The 15,654-nt window shown below is 41.6% G+C and carries 13 protein-coding genes and 4 tRNA genes; 13 read left to right on the top strand and 4 right to left on the bottom strand.

The annotated features are described in order from the left end of the window. Positions 1 to 18: 18 nt before the first annotated feature. Complete coding sequence (locus ACFOSV_RS04200) at positions 19 to 3,003, bottom strand: SusC/RagA family TonB-linked outer membrane protein (RefSeq protein ID WP_377903708.1); 2,985 nt, start codon at positions 3,001 to 3,003, stop codon at positions 19 to 21. 501 nt (positions 3,004 to 3,504) lie between these two features. Between ACFOSV_RS04200 and ACFOSV_RS04195 the strand changes: the two genes are divergently transcribed. Then, on the top strand, positions 3,505 to 6,171 hold the full coding sequence (locus ACFOSV_RS04195; protein WP_377903706.1) for a DUF5686 and carboxypeptidase regulatory-like domain-containing protein: 2,667 nt from the start codon (positions 3,505 to 3,507) through the stop codon (positions 6,169 to 6,171). 32 nt (positions 6,172 to 6,203) lie between these two features. Here the strand turns inward: ACFOSV_RS04195 and frr are convergent, their stop codons facing one another. The 3 genes from frr to ACFOSV_RS04180 all read right to left on the bottom strand — a co-directional run bounded on the left by frr (position 6,204) and on the right by ACFOSV_RS04180 (position 8,070). Beyond that, complete coding sequence (frr, locus tag ACFOSV_RS04190) at positions 6,204 to 6,764, bottom strand: ribosome recycling factor (protein WP_377903704.1); 561 nt, start codon at positions 6,762 to 6,764, stop codon at positions 6,204 to 6,206. Between the two features lie 13 nt (positions 6,765 to 6,777). After that, on the bottom strand, positions 6,778 to 7,482 hold the full coding sequence (pyrH, locus tag ACFOSV_RS04185) for a UMP kinase (protein WP_377903702.1): 705 nt from the start codon (positions 7,480 to 7,482) through the stop codon (positions 6,778 to 6,780). Positions 7,483 to 7,575: 93 nt separating this feature from the next. After that, positions 7,576 to 8,070, bottom strand: a complete 495-nt coding sequence (locus tag ACFOSV_RS04180) for an acetyl-CoA carboxylase biotin carboxyl carrier protein subunit (protein WP_377903700.1) — start codon at positions 8,068 to 8,070, stop codon at positions 7,576 to 7,578. Positions 8,071 to 8,114: 44 nt separating this feature from the next. Here ACFOSV_RS04180 and ACFOSV_RS04175 point away from each other — a divergent pair, with 44 nt between their 5' ends. The 12 genes from ACFOSV_RS04175 (at position 8,115) to rplL (ending at position 15,596) form a co-directional block, all read left to right on the top strand. Continuing rightward, positions 8,115 to 10,754, top strand: coding sequence for a M1 family metallopeptidase (locus ACFOSV_RS04175; protein ID WP_377903698.1), 2,640 nt, complete (start codon positions 8,115 to 8,117; stop codon positions 10,752 to 10,754). Between the two features lie 147 nt (positions 10,755 to 10,901). Continuing rightward, positions 10,902 to 10,984, top strand: a tRNA-Tyr gene (locus ACFOSV_RS04170). A 92-nt stretch (positions 10,985 to 11,076) separates the two neighbouring features. Continuing rightward, a tRNA-Gly gene (locus ACFOSV_RS04165) sits at positions 11,077 to 11,149 on the top strand. Between the two features lie 29 nt (positions 11,150 to 11,178). After that, positions 11,179 to 11,250: transfer RNA gene (locus ACFOSV_RS04160), tRNA-Thr, on the top strand. 60 nt (positions 11,251 to 11,310) lie between these two features. Beyond that, positions 11,311 to 12,498 (top strand): elongation factor Tu, encoded by a 1,188-nt coding sequence (gene tuf, locus ACFOSV_RS04155; protein ID WP_377903696.1) that lies wholly within the window; start codon positions 11,311 to 11,313, stop codon positions 12,496 to 12,498. A 116-nt stretch (positions 12,499 to 12,614) separates the two neighbouring features. Then, positions 12,615 to 12,688, top strand: a tRNA-Trp gene (locus ACFOSV_RS04150). A 15-nt stretch (positions 12,689 to 12,703) separates the two neighbouring features. Continuing rightward, on the top strand, positions 12,704 to 12,892 hold the full coding sequence (gene secE, locus ACFOSV_RS04145) for a preprotein translocase subunit SecE (protein WP_377905290.1): 189 nt from the start codon (positions 12,704 to 12,706) through the stop codon (positions 12,890 to 12,892). Between the two features lie 19 nt (positions 12,893 to 12,911). Further along, positions 12,912 to 13,469, top strand: a complete 558-nt coding sequence (gene nusG / locus ACFOSV_RS04140) for a transcription termination/antitermination protein NusG (protein ID WP_377903694.1) — start codon at positions 12,912 to 12,914, stop codon at positions 13,467 to 13,469. Positions 13,470 to 13,472: 3 nt separating this feature from the next. Then, positions 13,473 to 13,916: a 50S ribosomal protein L11 gene (rplK, locus tag ACFOSV_RS04135; RefSeq protein WP_377903692.1), complete on the top strand. Its 444-nt coding sequence runs from the start codon at positions 13,473 to 13,475 to the stop codon at positions 13,914 to 13,916. Positions 13,917 to 13,926: 10 nt separating this feature from the next. Beyond that, positions 13,927 to 14,625 (top strand): 50S ribosomal protein L1, encoded by a 699-nt coding sequence (gene rplA / locus ACFOSV_RS04130; RefSeq protein WP_377903690.1) that lies wholly within the window; start codon positions 13,927 to 13,929, stop codon positions 14,623 to 14,625. A gap of 2 nt (positions 14,626 to 14,627) precedes the next feature. Beyond that, positions 14,628 to 15,170 carry a 50S ribosomal protein L10 gene (gene rplJ, locus ACFOSV_RS04125; protein ID WP_377903688.1) on the top strand — a complete coding sequence of 181 codons (543 nt, stop codon included), beginning with the start codon at positions 14,628 to 14,630 and terminating at the stop codon, positions 15,168 to 15,170. Positions 15,171 to 15,212: 42 nt separating this feature from the next. Beyond that, positions 15,213 to 15,596 (top strand): 50S ribosomal protein L7/L12, encoded by a 384-nt coding sequence (gene rplL / locus ACFOSV_RS04120; protein WP_377903686.1) that lies wholly within the window; start codon positions 15,213 to 15,215, stop codon positions 15,594 to 15,596. Positions 15,597 to 15,654: the final 58 nt, after the last annotated feature.

The following is a 15,654-nucleotide window of genomic DNA, read 5'->3' as shown; positions in this document are numbered from 1 at the left end:
ATGTCTTTTGTTTGATTGTTATTTAAAATTAAGGGATACTCCTAGCGTGAAAGATCTCACTTGGAAGAAGGTGTTTCTTCTTTCAATACCTGGAGAAAGTGCCGTAGTAAATCCGTCACCATTCTCCGCGTCAGTCAATCTAGCTTCAGGATCTATACCTGTGTAGTTTGTGATTGTAAACAAGTTCTGACCTGCAAAGTACACACGCAAATTACTCAAGTTCTTAGATTTAGTAGGAATGTTATATCCTAGCTCCAAGTTGTCCAAACGAACGAATGAAGCGTCCTCTACATACGAACTGTTGAACGTTGGGGTTGAAGTTACCAACTGAGTTTTGTCTGTAATTACAGAGTTCCATGTGTTTGATCCTGGATCTTGATTTTCGTAGAAGCCTCTATAAGAGTTGTACAAGTCATGACCCCAAGTTCCTCTGAAGAAGAAGTTCAACGACCAGTTCTTGTAAAGGAAGCTGTTGGCAAAACCAAATTCACCAGCTGGAAGACCATTACCTAGTCTTTCGAATTCGTTTGGATCAGTAGTAGAAAGGATATACTCACCACCGTCAGTCAATCCTTCTAGTCTTGGACCATAGATATCACCAACTTTCTCACCTACTCTGTTGTAGATGATTGGGTTGTTGTTTTGGCCTGGAGCACCTGGAGTTGCGAAACGTAATTCGTCAAAACCTAAGTCACCAGCAGAAAGAGATACGATCTCAGTCTTGTCATAAAGTGTGAAGTTCACATTTGGACTCCAGCTTACTTGACCCAAAGCAATTTGCTTCACACCAAGTGCAAATTCAAAACCTGCAGCTCTTAAGTCAGCAAGGTTTACCCAAGTACTTCCTACCGTGTTGAATCGCCCTGGATCAAATGGGTTAGGAGCACCTGTTGCTACTGGTACGTTGAATAGAAGATCAGAAATATTTCTAGTATAGTAATCTACGCTACCGGTAACCTTATCATTAAACATGGCGAAGTCAACACCCACGTTAAATTCTTTCTTAGTCTCCCACTTCAAATCCTGGTTTGGGTTTGAGTTTTGAACGATACCTACATAGATGTCATTCTGCGTCAATGGATCACCATCAAGGTCAATTCTGTTTCCGTTTCCGAATACACCCAAAGCCAAGGTTGGAGATGGAGGAAGGTTACCCGTCACACCATAAGAAACTCTAGGCTTAAACTGGCTGAAAAGACCCATATCAAAAATCTGAGTGAAGTCAGCACCTGCACTGAATGCTGGGAATACACCAGTCTGGTTGTTTGCACCAAATCCAGAATAAGTTTCCGCTCTAGCAGAAGCCGAGAAGAAGAAGGTGTTGTTGTAATTGAAGTTTGCTCTACCGAAAGCAGAATTCAATTGATCTTGGTTTGCGAAAGATGACATATCTGTGTTGTTACCCACACGGATAGCACCAGCTCCTAGATTATTCCATCCAAGATCAAAAAGGAATTGTCTTGATCTAGCATTGAATCCTTGGTTAGTAGTTTCCTGGAAACCAAGACCACCCAAAAGTGTCATGTTCAAGCCATCTGCAATATCAGTCTCATATCTCAAGGTAGTTTCGAAAATCTTCTGAGTTCTATCAAAAGTATTTCTCTGTGCAGAACCACCGGCTCCCAAACCTACTTGGAAATCTTGTCTGCTCCAGAAAGCACCTGAAAGAGTATTTCTTCTATCCTGAGAATATTGTGCAGAGATAGTCAAGTTTGGAAGGATATCGAACTCCGCTCTGTAAGAAGTAAGAGCAGTTTTAGTCTCACCAATGAAGCGTTGCTGATTAGCAAGAGCTACTGGATTCAAGAAATCAAAAAGATCTCTTTGGAAATAACCTCCAAATCGCTCGTTTGCATCTTCAGTATTTTCGAATACTGGAGCAGTTGGGTTATAAATCGTCGCATATCTAAATGCACCTCCATTGATATCTTCAGAATCAATATTAGAGAAAGATAGATTGACGTTCAATCTCAAGCGATTGTTAATCGCGGACTGAGAAAGATTTAATCTAGTGTTCAATCTCTTATTAGAAACGCCTTTCACGATACCTTGATTGTCTCGATAGTTTACAGATGCCATATAGCTGGTGTTATTCACACCACCGGAAACCGAAGCATTAGTAGTATAAGAGAATGCATCTTGAGTCAATTCTTCTCTCCAATCTGTATTGCTTCCGAAATCAGTACCTCCTCTTGCTACAAATTCCTCAGCAGAAAGCACAGGAATTAAATTGGTAGCTTGATCCACTGTACCGAAAGTATTGATCGATACGTTAGTAGTTGCTTCTTTGCTCTTCTTCTTAGTAGTCGTGATCAAAATCACACCAGAAGAACCTCTTGCACCGTAAATTGCAGCGGCAGAACCGTCCTTCAATACATCGATTGATTCGATATCATTAGGATCGACGTTTTCGATGGATGCACCGATTACACCGTCCAATACGATCAATGGAGACTGGTTAGCTCCGAAAGTGGAAAGACCTCTTAGGCGGACGTTAAATCCACCATTTGGGCTACCACCCGCTCTTGTAATGGAAAGGCCAGCTACTTTACCTTGAAGTAATTGTGCTGGGTTTGAGATGTTACCTTTGTTAAATTCTTCAGGTTTTACACCAACCACCGCTGAGGTGATTTCCTTTTTGTCCTGAGAGCCGTAACCAATAACAACAGCTTCTTCCAAACTTTGGATATCTTCTACCAAAGTGATGGTGAAGTTGGATTGGCTACCAATCTCTACTTCCTGCGTAATATATCCTACAAAGGATACTACTAAAACTTGATCTCCATCCTGGATTTCAAGTGAAAAAGAACCGTCGATATCTGTTGGTACACCTCGTGTGGTACCTTTGACCAATACTGTGGCTCCCGGGATTCCTTCGCCGAAGGTTTCGTCGAGAACAGTACCTGTCACCGTTCGACTTTGAGCGTTGGCTAACATGACCGTCCCAAGGGACAAAATCAATGCAAGTAGCAACGACTTGAATTTAGGTAAATTGTTTCGCATAGGATTTTTTGGTTTTTCTTGTAAAAACGAAATAGATGAACACATTCGAATTCGAAGCTAAAGTCCTTCTTAAAATCCGATTTTGCAATTCTTAACATTCTCCGAATAGAGATGTTTGATTCTTTTAGTTCAAAAAATTATACTATTACCTATCTTTTGTTTAACGAAACAAAATAATTGTTATCGAAATGTTAATGGAAATCGATTTCTATTTACAAATACTTAAAAAATATCATTTTTATTAAAAAAATGAGAATTTTGAATTTAGGTCCTGATTGCGTCGCAATCGATTGAGGAACATCTTTAAAAAATTTAAAAAAGATACGTGCTAATTCTGAAAAACTTTAAAAATCCATTAGGCTAACCGTCAGAAAATAAAGCATATAATACTTTTATGCTATCCATAACAAATCTTAGAATTTCTTAAAAAGTATCAAACCCATGGCTCCTTTTTAGAGTAGAAGTTATTCATTAGTATATTAAAATCCTTATAGATTTTATATGTATAAATTAAACCAACCAAGCCTTATAAAGAAGGCCTTTTTCGCATACATTTTATTTTTCATAATCCTAGGTTCTCAGGCACAAGGAATCAGGGGTCAAGTCTTGACGAATGAAGGAGAGCCCTTGTCTTATGCCTCTGTCTATGTCAGAAATATTGGAGACGGTGTACCCACAAATGAAGAGGGTAGATATGAGTTTGCTTTGCCAGCAGGAATATATGACGTGATTTTTCAATACTTGGGCTACAAATCAATTATTGAAACCATCATAGTCCAGGAGGAGTGGGTGGATTATTCGGTCAGGCTAGAACCACAAACCTATACCCTTGAAACCGTGGAAGTCCAAGCTGGAAAAGAAGATCCGGCGCTAACCATCATGCGAAAGGCAATTGCTAAAGCCAAGTACCATCGACTGCAAGTGCAACAGTATAGTATGACTGTTTACCTTAAAGGCACAGGCCAATTGACGGATGCGCCTTTCTTTCTCAAGAAGACTTTGGAAGAAGACGGGTTAAAGCTCAATGAGGCTTACACCTCCGAATCTGTTTCCCGAATCACATTCACCCAACCAGATAAAGTGGAGGAAAAAGTGATTTCAATTCGCACCAATGGCGACAATCAATCCACCTCTCCAGCTCCTTACATAGAAACCAGCTTTTATCAGGAAAAAATCAATGATATAATCTCGCCACTTTCTAGGGCGGCCTTTCAGTATTATCGTTTCAAGTATGAAGGGAGTTTCTTTGATCAAGAAGTTTTGGTGAGTAAAATTAAAGTCACTCCTCGCTCCCGAGGGGAGCAGGTATTTGAAGGATATATTTATATTATTGAAGATTTGTGGGCTATCCATAGTCTCGATTTGAAGACTTCCTTGCTAGGTTTCCAGATCACTGCCAAACAGCAATATGCTCCTGTAGCGGAAAATGTCTGGATGCCTTTAACCCACACGTATACTTTTGGGGGCAAATTTTTTGGCTTTGAGGGAGCCTTTAATTATCTGGCCTCGACTCGCGATTATGAAGTAACCCTTAACCCTGATCTGGTGGAAGTCCCTGAAATCATCGATGAAAAAATCGAAGAAATTCCCGAGGGAGTAAAGAGCACACCAAAAGAGGCCTCTGTGTTTGAGCAACTGGCTAGCGAAGAACCCAAAACGCGGAAAGAATATCGGAAGCTACTCAACGAGTACGAAAAGGAAATGATTAAGGAGGAACAGGAAGAGCCGAATGTGACCACCGAGCGTTATTATTCTGTGGATTCTCTGGCTAAAAAGCGAGAGCTAAGCTATTGGGATAGTATCAGGCCAGTACCGCTGACTGTCAAAGAAATCGAAGGATACAAACGAGACGATAGTCTTGCCGTAGTGGAGGCTGCCAAAATGAGTGATGTGGACTCTATTGCAGATAAAGCCAAGCGGAAGATGAGGCCATTGGATTTCATGAATGGTGCATCCTACAGTATGGGTGGAGGAAAGTCGATTGGGTTTCGCCAAAACTGGACCAAGATTTCCTTCAATACGGTGGAAGGTTGGAAAGTTGGATTGGGCTTATTTTACAGGAAAACAAGCAGAGTGAAATTGGCAGACTCCGTCAATTACATCCGGAAAAGTTTCAACATAGAGCCTGAGCTTCGCTATGGTTTTTCAAGCAATCAGTTTTATGGAAAAGTAAATATCAGGTGGTCACAGACCGAAGGGGTTTCTGGTATCACCAAAGGGATAGAGGGCGGCCGATATATTTATCAATTTAATGGAGGGGAGCCCATCAACGAGCAAGTAAATGCATTTTACTCCTTGCTTTTCAGGCAAAATTACATGAAGCTCTATGACCAAACGTTTATTCGAGGCTATTGGGCACACCGGGTCAATTCAGGATTTACGTATCGATTCAATGCTACTTACGCCGATCGAAGACAGCTCTTTAATAATTCTAATTATAGCTTTTACAACAAGCCGGAAAGAGTGTATTCGCCTAATCAAACAGAAAATGTAGAGACCACGGACCTGTCTTTTCAAGATCATAAGGCCTTGATCCTACGGGGAGGGATTGAATGGAAACCAGGTATTAAGTATGGCATTCGAAATGGGGTGAAATATCCGATTTCTTCAGGAGCGCCTCTTTTGAAGTTGGATTATGAAAAAGCTATAGGATCAATAACCTCCGACGGAACTTCAGCTGATTTTGACCATATCAGTTTTGGGATTGAGCACTCCATTGATTTTGGAGTGAGTGGGGATTTGGACTTCAATATCAGCGCAGGTTCTTTCCTTTCCAATGATCGAGTGTATTTTCAGGACTTTCAGCATTTTGGAGGTAATCGTACTGTTTTTTCAAACTTTGGTCCGGCATCTAATTACCGCTTTATGGACTATTATAAGTACAGTACACAGACTTCGTATTTTTCCAGTATTGTTCATTATCAGTTCCGGAAGTTTTTGTTTACCCAGCTACCTATGTTACGGTTTTCCGGTTTACGGGAGAATATCTTTTTCAATTACCTAAAAACAGAAAATTCGCCGCACTATTGGGAGGTTGGCTATTCGCTGGATAACCTCTTCCGTATTTTCCGAGTGGAATTTGGGGCGGGCTTCGAAAATGGTAAATACCTTAGAAGCGGACCGAGATTCGGGATTGCTACCTTTATTCAAGTTAGCGGAAATGATTAAAAAAAAGGCCGATGAAAAATCGGCCTTTATACTTATACAGTCATGATATCTTTTTCCTTTTTCACGAGGAGTTCATCGATCTTGGAACTGTAGGTGTCTGTGAGTTTTTGAACTTTGTCTTCTGCTCTTTTTACCTCATCTTCTGCCACACCGTCCTTTTGAAGTTTCTTCAGCGAATCATTCGTATCCTTTCGGATGGTACGAAGAGAGATTTTGCCGTTTTCGCATTCGTTCTTGGCCTGCTTCACTAGGTTTTGTCTTCGTTCTTCGGTCAGTGCAGGAATGGTCAAGATGACCATTTCACCATTATTCTGCGGTGCAAGCCCTAGGTCTGAATTGATTATAGCCCGCTCTATTTCTCCAATAAGATTTCTCTCCCAAGGCTTGATGGCAAGGGTTCGAGCATCCGGGGTGTTGATGGACGCTACTTGCGACAATGGTGTTTTAGCTCCGTAGTACTCCACCATTACACCGTCTAGCAAATTGGGCATGGCCTTTCCTGCTCGGATTTTTAAAAGTTCGCTGCTGGTATGCGCTACTGCTTTATCCATTAATTCTTTGGCTTCTTCGAGGAATAATTCGATTTCTTCCATGTCTTGATTGATTTTAAGAAATTAAGGTTCCGATCACTTCACCCTTGATGATTTTACTTAGGTTTCCAGCCTTATTCATGTCAAAAACGATGATCGGAAGGTTGTTTTCTTGACAAAGCGTGAAGGCGGTCATATCCATTACACTGAGGTTTTTTTCGTAGACCTCATGGAAAGAGATATTCTTGTATTTAGTTGCATTTTCGTCTTTTTCAGGATCGGCTGTGTAAACACCATCTACTCGGGTGCCCTTGAGCACAACCTCTGCTTCCACTTCGATTGCCCGGAGACTTGCGGTGGAATCGGTGGTGAAATAAGGATTGCCTATACCCGCTCCGAAGATTACTATTCGGCCTTTTTCTAAGTGACGAATTGCTCGTCTTCTGATGAAAGGCTCACAAACGCTCTCGATTTTGATACCAGACATTAAGCGAGTATACATTCCATTTTGCTCTAATGCACTTTGCAAGGCCATGGCATTGATCAAGGTAGCGAGCATGCCCATATAGTCCCCCTGGACTCGATCGATTCCCGATTGCTCGGCCTGCACCCCGCGGAAAATATTGCCACCGCCAATAACGATCGCTACTTCCACTCCCATTTCCTTGATTTCCTTGATTTCGTTAGCGTACTGCTGGAGTCGCACTGGGTCGATGCCGTAGCTTTTGTCACCCATAAGGGCCTCACCACTTAGCTTGAGTAGGATTCGTCTGTATTTCATCAATTTGAGTTCTTATTTGGGTCAAGGCTGTTAGCCTTTCAAAAATTTCCGAACAAATATATGTTCTTATATGCGGATTGCTAGGTTCTTGAGTTAAAATTGAATCAGGATTTGGTTTTTTTCTACACTCTGCCCGAGTTCCACCTTTACTGTCTTCACTACTCCATCCCCAGGAGATTTGATGATATTTTCCATTTTCATGGCCTCCAATATGAGGACTACATCACCTTTTTTGACTTCATCGCCAGGTTTGGCTTTGAGCTCCAAAATCAAACCGGGCATAGGGGCTTTAATATCTTTGACCACTCCAGTACTCTGGATATTTAGTCCTAGTTTTTCCAGAAGGATGTCATTTTTGTCCTTCAGTGTCAATGTGGTCTGTTTATTCCCCAGTCTGATATCCATGCTTTTGGTATCTGGATCAAAGCGAAGCAATTCGGCTTCGATCGATTGATCTTTGTAGATCAAATGGATCTTGTCATTTCCCAAATCAACGATTTCCATGGGGATCGACTTTTCATTGACTGTGTATGTTCCTTCGGATTTGGTTACAGTGAACCTCTCTTTATCAATAGTTACAGAATACATGACGAAAAACTTATCTTGCGATGATTATCGGAAATTTTCCAAATATGATACAATTGATTGCTAAGCCAAAGATAATTCTCCAAAAGTCTGCTTTCTGGATAATCGCCGGTCTGGTTTTTACAATTCTTGGTTGCAAAGGAACCCAAGAGCTAAGTAATCCTGATGGGACTGAATCTGAAATAGAATTACCAGTCGAAGACCAATTCACTTCTGAGGATTCTTTGAATTTCCTCAAACTGTTGCGGCAAAAGGAAGCGGCCATTTCGGACTATCGCGAGGCCTATCCCAAGGACATCGAAGTGCTGCATGTGGATTTGGACTTGGCTTTTGATTTTCAAAAACAATCTGTTAGGGGTATAGCAAAGCTTTTGATATCGCCTCATTTCTATGAAACCAAAGAAGTTTTTCTAGATGCTCAGGATTTTGAATTGGGGAGAATAAGCTTAATCAATAAGGATAGTACTTCTAAACTAGGCTATCAATACGATGGGAAAGTCATTCAAATTTATTTGCCGGAGGCTACAGGTCGAGATGATTCGCTTTGGGTAGAAATCAACTATGAGGCCTTTCCGGAGCGAAACCCAACAGCTGGAAGTTCTGCGATCACCGATACCAAGGGGCTTTATTTTATCGATCCTTTAGATACGATTCCATCAAAGCCTACGATGATTTGGACACAGGGGGAGACCGAGCACAATTCCAAATGGTTTCCAATGGTGGACAAGCCCAATCAACGATTTACCCAAACCTTTGCCTTGACTGTACCGGATTCCATGATCAGTCTCAGCAATGGAGTGATGGTAAAGCAAGAAAATCTTGGAAATGGGCTAAGAAAGGATTTTTGGGAAATGAATATCCCACATGCGCCGTATCTAGCAGCCGTTGGGATTGGGAACTTTGGAAAAGTAGAGGACAGGTGGAAAGGTGTGCCTTTGGGTTACTATGTAGAAAAGGGGTATGAGGCTGGCGCAAAAAAAGTTTTTGAAAATACTCCCTTGATGATGGAGTTTTTCTCTGACTTACTTGGTTTGGATTACCCATGGCCAAAATACGATCAGTTGGTCGTCAAAGATTTTGTGTCAGGAGCTATGGAAAACACGACCCTTTCTATTTTTATGGAAGAGTTGAAGTTGACGGAGCGTGAAGCGATTGATTCGGAGTGGGATTATATTATTGCGCACGAGCTTTTTCATCAGTGGTTTGGTGACTATGTGACCACTGAGTCTTGGTCTAACCTAACCTTAAACGAGGCTTTTGCGAATTACTCGGAATATCTTTGGAATGAACATCACTATGGGCAGGATGTAGCCGATTTGAAATTGGTGGCAGAGACGGAAAACTATTTCTATGAAGCAGAAACCAAACAGGTGAATCTCATACGATTTGAATATGCAGATTCAGAAGACATGTTTGATTCGCATAGCTATTCCAAAGGAGGAGCTATTTTGCACATGCTTCGCAAAGTCGTTGGAGATGAGGCTTTTTTTGAAAGCTTAAACCTTTATCTGACCCAACATGCTCTTCAATCCGTGGAAGTTCACGATCTCCGATTGGCCTTTGAGGAAGTGACTGGGCGGGATTTGAATTGGTTTTTCAATCAATGGTTTTTAGATAAGGGGCACCCTGAGTTGCTGATCGAAGCGGATTATTCTCAACCAGAAAATGTGCTACTCAGCGTATACCAAACTCAGGACTTGAATACTACAACCATTTATAAAATCCCATTTGAAGTCAGCTGGTATGTCAATGGCGAGCGCAAGGTGAAAACTTTGGTGCTGGAGCGGGCATTCCAGCAGTATGCCTTGGAAAATACAGACGCGATTGACCAGGTTTATTTTGATGAACAGAAGCATTTACTCGCTCTGAAGTCTCCAGGCTTTACCGCTGAGCAATGGCAAAAGCAGTTTATGCAGTCACAATTTGGAGTGGCAAGATATGAGGCACTTGACAGTCTTAAAGCAGGAGATGAAAGGGGGATTTTGCTCGAAGTTTTAAAAGCATCTTTATCAGATCCCTTTGAGTCTGTGCAGGAGTCTGGGCTTTTGACTTTTATCAGCGGACAAGAGTGGCTGCTTGAGAATCCTGAACTGGAGGAACAGATATTTGATCTCGTGAATACTTCCAAAAATAATTCAATTCGATCCACTGCTTTGGATGTTTTGGCGGCTAATTGGCCCGATAAATACTATTCAACATTTAAATTACTTGTGAACGATCCTTCCTATTTAGTTGCAGGCTCTGCTCTGTCTGGTTTGGTAGCCTCTTCAGATCGAAAACTTAGTGAAGAAGAGCTTGCCAAATTCGAGCTAGAATCAAATTATCGCATGATCATCCCATTGGCCGAGTACTATCTGGTCAATGATGTTAAAGCAAAAGGAGGGTGGTTCACGAAGAAGGTCGAGACTTTGTCTGGGGATGGGATGTATTATTTCCTGGGGTATTATGGGGAATATTTCAGTATGAACCCCGAAGAGGGCAAGGAGGAAGCCTTAGCTTTTTTGCTTGGCAAGATGAAGAATGACCCACAACCAGGACAGCGTTTGGGAGCCTTTCAGGCTTTATTGGGTTTTGCCGATCAGGAGGAGGTCGTAGAGGCTATGAGTCGAATTGCCTCAGAGGAGGATGACGATTTTGTGAAGGCATATTACGATTATTTTCTTTCTTCATTAAAATTTGAAAATTAAGTGTTTGAAAATAAGATGATTGTAAACTTTTTGTAGAAAAAGCAGGTAAAATTAAAATCCATGTTTTGAATCTTTGGCAAAAGGCTATAATTTTGCCATCCGTTACAGAGAACAGGTGAATTCAAAAACGCTTCTGTAGCGCTAGTTGGGGGAATACCAAAGCGGCCAACTGGGACGGACTGTAAATCCGTTGACTTATGTCTTCACAGGTTCGAATCCTGTTTCCCCCACATTATTGCATTGCGAAATTTTTTTTTAATTTTGCATGGCATTTTCGAAACGTCGAAAAGCTGCATTAATAAAAGAGTAAAGTAAATTATAAGCGGGAGTAGCTCAGTTGGTAGAGCGGCAGCCTTCCAAGCTGCAGGTCGCGGGTTCGAGCCTCGTCTCCCGCTCGATGTCTTAGATGAGGCACCGGGTTTAAGCCGACGTAGCTCAGGGGTAGAGTACTTCCTTGGTAAGGAAGGGGTCACGGGTTCAAATCCCGTCGTTGGCTCACAGGACTCAAAAAGAAGTAAATAAACAAATCATTAACTTAAACTGAGGATTTTCAAGCATGGCAAAAGCAACATTCGACCGGTCTAAGCCACACGTGAATATCGGTACTATCGGACACGTAGACCATGGCAAAACTACTTTGACAGCAGCTATCACTACGGTGTTGGCTTCAAAGGGTCTGTCTGAACTAAGAGACTTTTCTTCTATCGACAACGCTCCAGAAGAAAAAGAAAGAGGTATTACTATCAACACATCTCACGTAGAGTACGCTACGGCTGCGAGACACTATGCTCACGTAGATTGTCCAGGTCACGCTGACTACGTTAAAAACATGGTAACTGGTGCTGCCCAAATGGACGGTGCTATCCTTGTAGTAGCTGCGACTGATGGACCAATGCCACAGACTAGAGAGCACATCCTTCTTGCACGTCAGGTAGGTGTACCTCAACTTGTCGTATTCATGAACAAAGTGGATATGGTTGACGATCCAGAACTTCTTGAGTTGGTAGAGATGGAAGTTAGAGAACTTCTTTCTTTCTACGAATTCGACGGAGACAATATCCCAGTAATCGCTGGTTCTGCTCTTGGAGCATTGAACGGTGAAGAGAAGTGGGTGAACACTGTAGTTGAATTGATGGACGCAGTTGATTCGTTCATTCCTACTCCAGCAAGAGCAATCGATAAGGATTTCTTGATGCCAGTTGAAGACGTATTCTCGATCACTGGTCGTGGTACTGTTGCTACTGGTAGAATCGAAAGAGGTGTAATCAACTCTGGTGAAGCTGTGGATATCATCGGTATGGGTGCGGAAGGACTTAAGTCTACTGTTACTGGTGTTGAGATGTTCCGTAAGATTCTTGACAGAGGAGAAGCTGGTGATAACGTAGGTCTATTGCTTAGAGGTATTGAAAAGGCGCAAATCAAGCGTGGAATGATTATCTGTAAGCCAGGATCTGTGAAGCCTCACGCTCACTTCAAGGCTGAAGTTTACGTTCTTTCAAAAGAAGAAGGTGGACGTCACACTCCATTCTTCAACAAATACAGACCACAGTTCTACCTTAGAACTACAGACGTAACTGGAGAGATCAAACTTCCAGAGAACGTTGAAATGGTTATGCCAGGTGATAACGTTACTATCGAAGTAAACTTGCTTTCGCCAGTCGCTTTGGAAAACGGTCTTCGTTTTGCAATCAGAGAAGGTGGACGTACAGTAGGTGCTGGTCAGGTGACTGAAATCCTTGACTAATTACTTTCCAATAATTTAGTATAAACGATGCGATCTCAAATTTTTTTGGGATCGCATTTGTTTCTTTATCTAGCAATACCTAATTTTGCGTTCCCATTAGCGGAGCGTTCATTCACACGGGCATAGTTCAATGGCAGAATAGCGGTCTCCAAAACCGTTGATGGGAGTTCGAATCTCTCTGCCCGTGCCAGTAAGTAAGTACACTATGAATCTGAAAAACTTTGTCTTAGATGCGTACGACGAAATGAAAAACAAGGTCACCTGGCCTAAGTATTCATTTTTGCAAAACAGTGCGGTGTTGGTATTGGTAGCATCTTTAATCTTCGCCCTATTTATAGGGGGGATTGATTTGGGCTTCGAAAATATCATGACCTGGTTTTATGATTTATTCTAATTGAATTGATTTTTACAGAATGGCAGAACATAAGTGGTACGTACTCAGAGTAGTAGCAGGACAGGAAAAAAAGACGAAAACCTATCTCGACAATGAGATCAATAGGCAAAAAATTGAGGATTTTATTCCAGAAGTCTTGATCCCCTCTGAGAAGGTATATGAGATGCGAAATGGCAAAAAGCGTGTGCGGGAAAGAAATTTCTTCCCAGGGTACGTTCTCGTCAATGCGGATCTTTCTAATGGAGAAGCCAATCATGTAATTACAAGTATTCCGGGAGTAATCGGGTTTTTAGGATCAAACTCCGGGGGGGCTTCCAAAACCCCCGAGCCATTACGTCAGTCAGAAATCAACCGTATTTTAGGTAAGGTTGAAGAGATCGATGAGTTTGCTGAGAAACTTGATACCCCATATATAGTTGGAGAAACCGTAAAAGTAATGGACGGTCCATTCAGTGGGTTTACCGGGACGATTGAGGAGATATTTGATGAGAAGAAGAAATTGAATGTTATGGTCAAGATCTTTGGAAGAAATACTCCTGTTGAATTAAACTTTATACAAGTAGAAAAACAAGATTAAGCAATGGCTAAGGAAATCACTGGTTATTTAAAACTGCAAGTGAAAGGTGGCCAGGCTAACCCTTCACCTCCTGTAGGTCCTGCTCTTGGTTCCAAGGGCTTGAACATTATGGAGTTCTGTAAGCAGTACAATGCACGTACCCAAGATAAAATGGGTCAAGTGCTTCCTGTATTGGTTACTATCTATTCTGACAAAACTTTTGATTTTGTGGTAAAAACTCCTCCTGCGGCAGTAATGCTTATGGATGCAGCCAAAATCAAGAGTGGTTCTGCTGAACCAAACAGAAAGAAGGTAGGATCTGTCACCTGGGATCAGGTGAAAGAGATTGCCGAGGTGAAAATGCCTGACCTTAACGCTTTCAAAGTGGAATCTGCCATGAAAATGGTAGCTGGAACCGCTAGAAGCATGGGTATCAAAGTATCTGGACGAGCTCCTTGGGAAGTATAAAAAATAGACGATGGCGAAGTTAACAAAAAAGCAGAAAGTAGCGCTTTCTAAATACGATCCAAGTCAAGAGTACTCCCTCGAGGAAGCTTCTTCAATTGTTAAGGAGATTACTGATGTGAAGTTTGATGCTTCCGTGGATTTGGACATCCGTTTGGGTGTGGATCCTCGTAAGGCTGATCAAATGGTAAGAGGTGTAGTAGCACTTCCACACGGTACGGGTAAAGATGTCAAAGTATTGGTTCTTTGCACTCCTGACAAAGCTGAAGAGGCCAAAGAGGCTGGTGCAGATCACGTTGGATTAGATGACTACATTGCTAAGATTGAAGGTGGATGGACTGACATTGATGTCATCATCACTATGCCTAACGTCATGGCAAAAGTAGGTAGATTAGGTAGGGTATTGGGACCGAGAGGTTTGATGCCAAACCCTAAGGCTGGAACAGTTACAATGGATGTAGCAAAGGCTGTACAAGAAGTGAAAGCTGGTAAGATTGATTTCAAAGTAGATAAGTTTGGAATTATTCATGCGAGCATTGGTAAAGTTTCTTTCTCTCCTGAGAAAATTCGTGAAAACGCACAAGAGCTTATATCCACCATTTCTAAGTTGAAGCCTTCCTCAGCTAAAGGAACGTATTTCAAGAGTATTAACATTTCCAGTACAATGTCTCCGGGCATCAAGTTGGATAAGGGAAGCATTCAAGGTATATAATCATGACTAGAGAAGAAAAGAAACAGATCATCGACGGTCTCACCGAGAAGTTTAAAGAGAACCCCTTCTTCTATATCACTGATGCTTCAGGATTCGATGTTGCTACTGTGAATTCTTTTAGAAGAATGTGTTTTGAGAAAGGCGTTGAGTACAAAGTGTACAAAAACACCTTGATCAGCAAGGCGCTAGAAAATTTGGACGCAGACTATTCAGAACTCACTGAAGGTGCGCTTAAAGGATTTTCTGGAATCATGTTTTCGAAAGAAACTAATAATCTTCCAGCAAAAGTATTGTTGGAATTCAGAAAGAAAAGAGGAAAGAAAGAAGTAAGACCTGTTTTTAAAGGAGCAGCTATCGATACGGACATCATCCTTGGTGAGGAAAACCTCACTATGCTTTCTAACTTGAAATCTAAGGAGGAGCTACTCAGCGAGCTTGTTGGCTTACTACAGTCTCCTGCTATGAATCTTCTCTCTGCTTTGCAGAGCGGTCAAAACAACATCTCTGGTGTTTTGAAAACTCTTGAAGAAAGAGAAGGAAACTAATTATCAAATCAATAAAAAAACAAAATTTTAAATAATAAGACGATGGCAGATCTTACACAACTTGCAGATCAGTTGGTAAACTTGACTGTAAAAGAAGTTAAAGAATTGACAGATATCCTTAAGGATCAGTATGGTATTGAGCCTGCTGCAGCTGGTGCTGTAGTAGTAGCTGGTGGTGCTGCTGGCGGTGACGCTGGTGAAGCTGCTGAAGAGAAGACATCTTTTGATGTGATCTTGAAGTCAGCTGGTGCTTCTAAACTTGCTGTAGTGAAACTTGTTAAGGAATTGACTGGTCTTGGATTGAAAGATGCAAAAGACCTAGTTGACTCTGCACCAAAGGCACTTAAAGAAGGTGTTGCTAAGGACGAAGCTGAAGGTTTAAAGAAATCTTTAGAAGAGGCTGGAGCTGAAGTAGAGATCAAATAATTTGTTAGACCAGCGGCATTAGGTCCTGGTTTAACCCTTAAGACCTGACTTTTAAGTC

Origin of the sequence: Algoriphagus namhaensis, from assembly GCF_042649705.1 — a bacterium.
Lineage (GTDB): Bacteria > Bacteroidota > Bacteroidia > Cytophagales > Cyclobacteriaceae > Algoriphagus > Algoriphagus namhaensis.
This window is presented reverse-complemented; position numbering and strand designations above follow the sequence as displayed.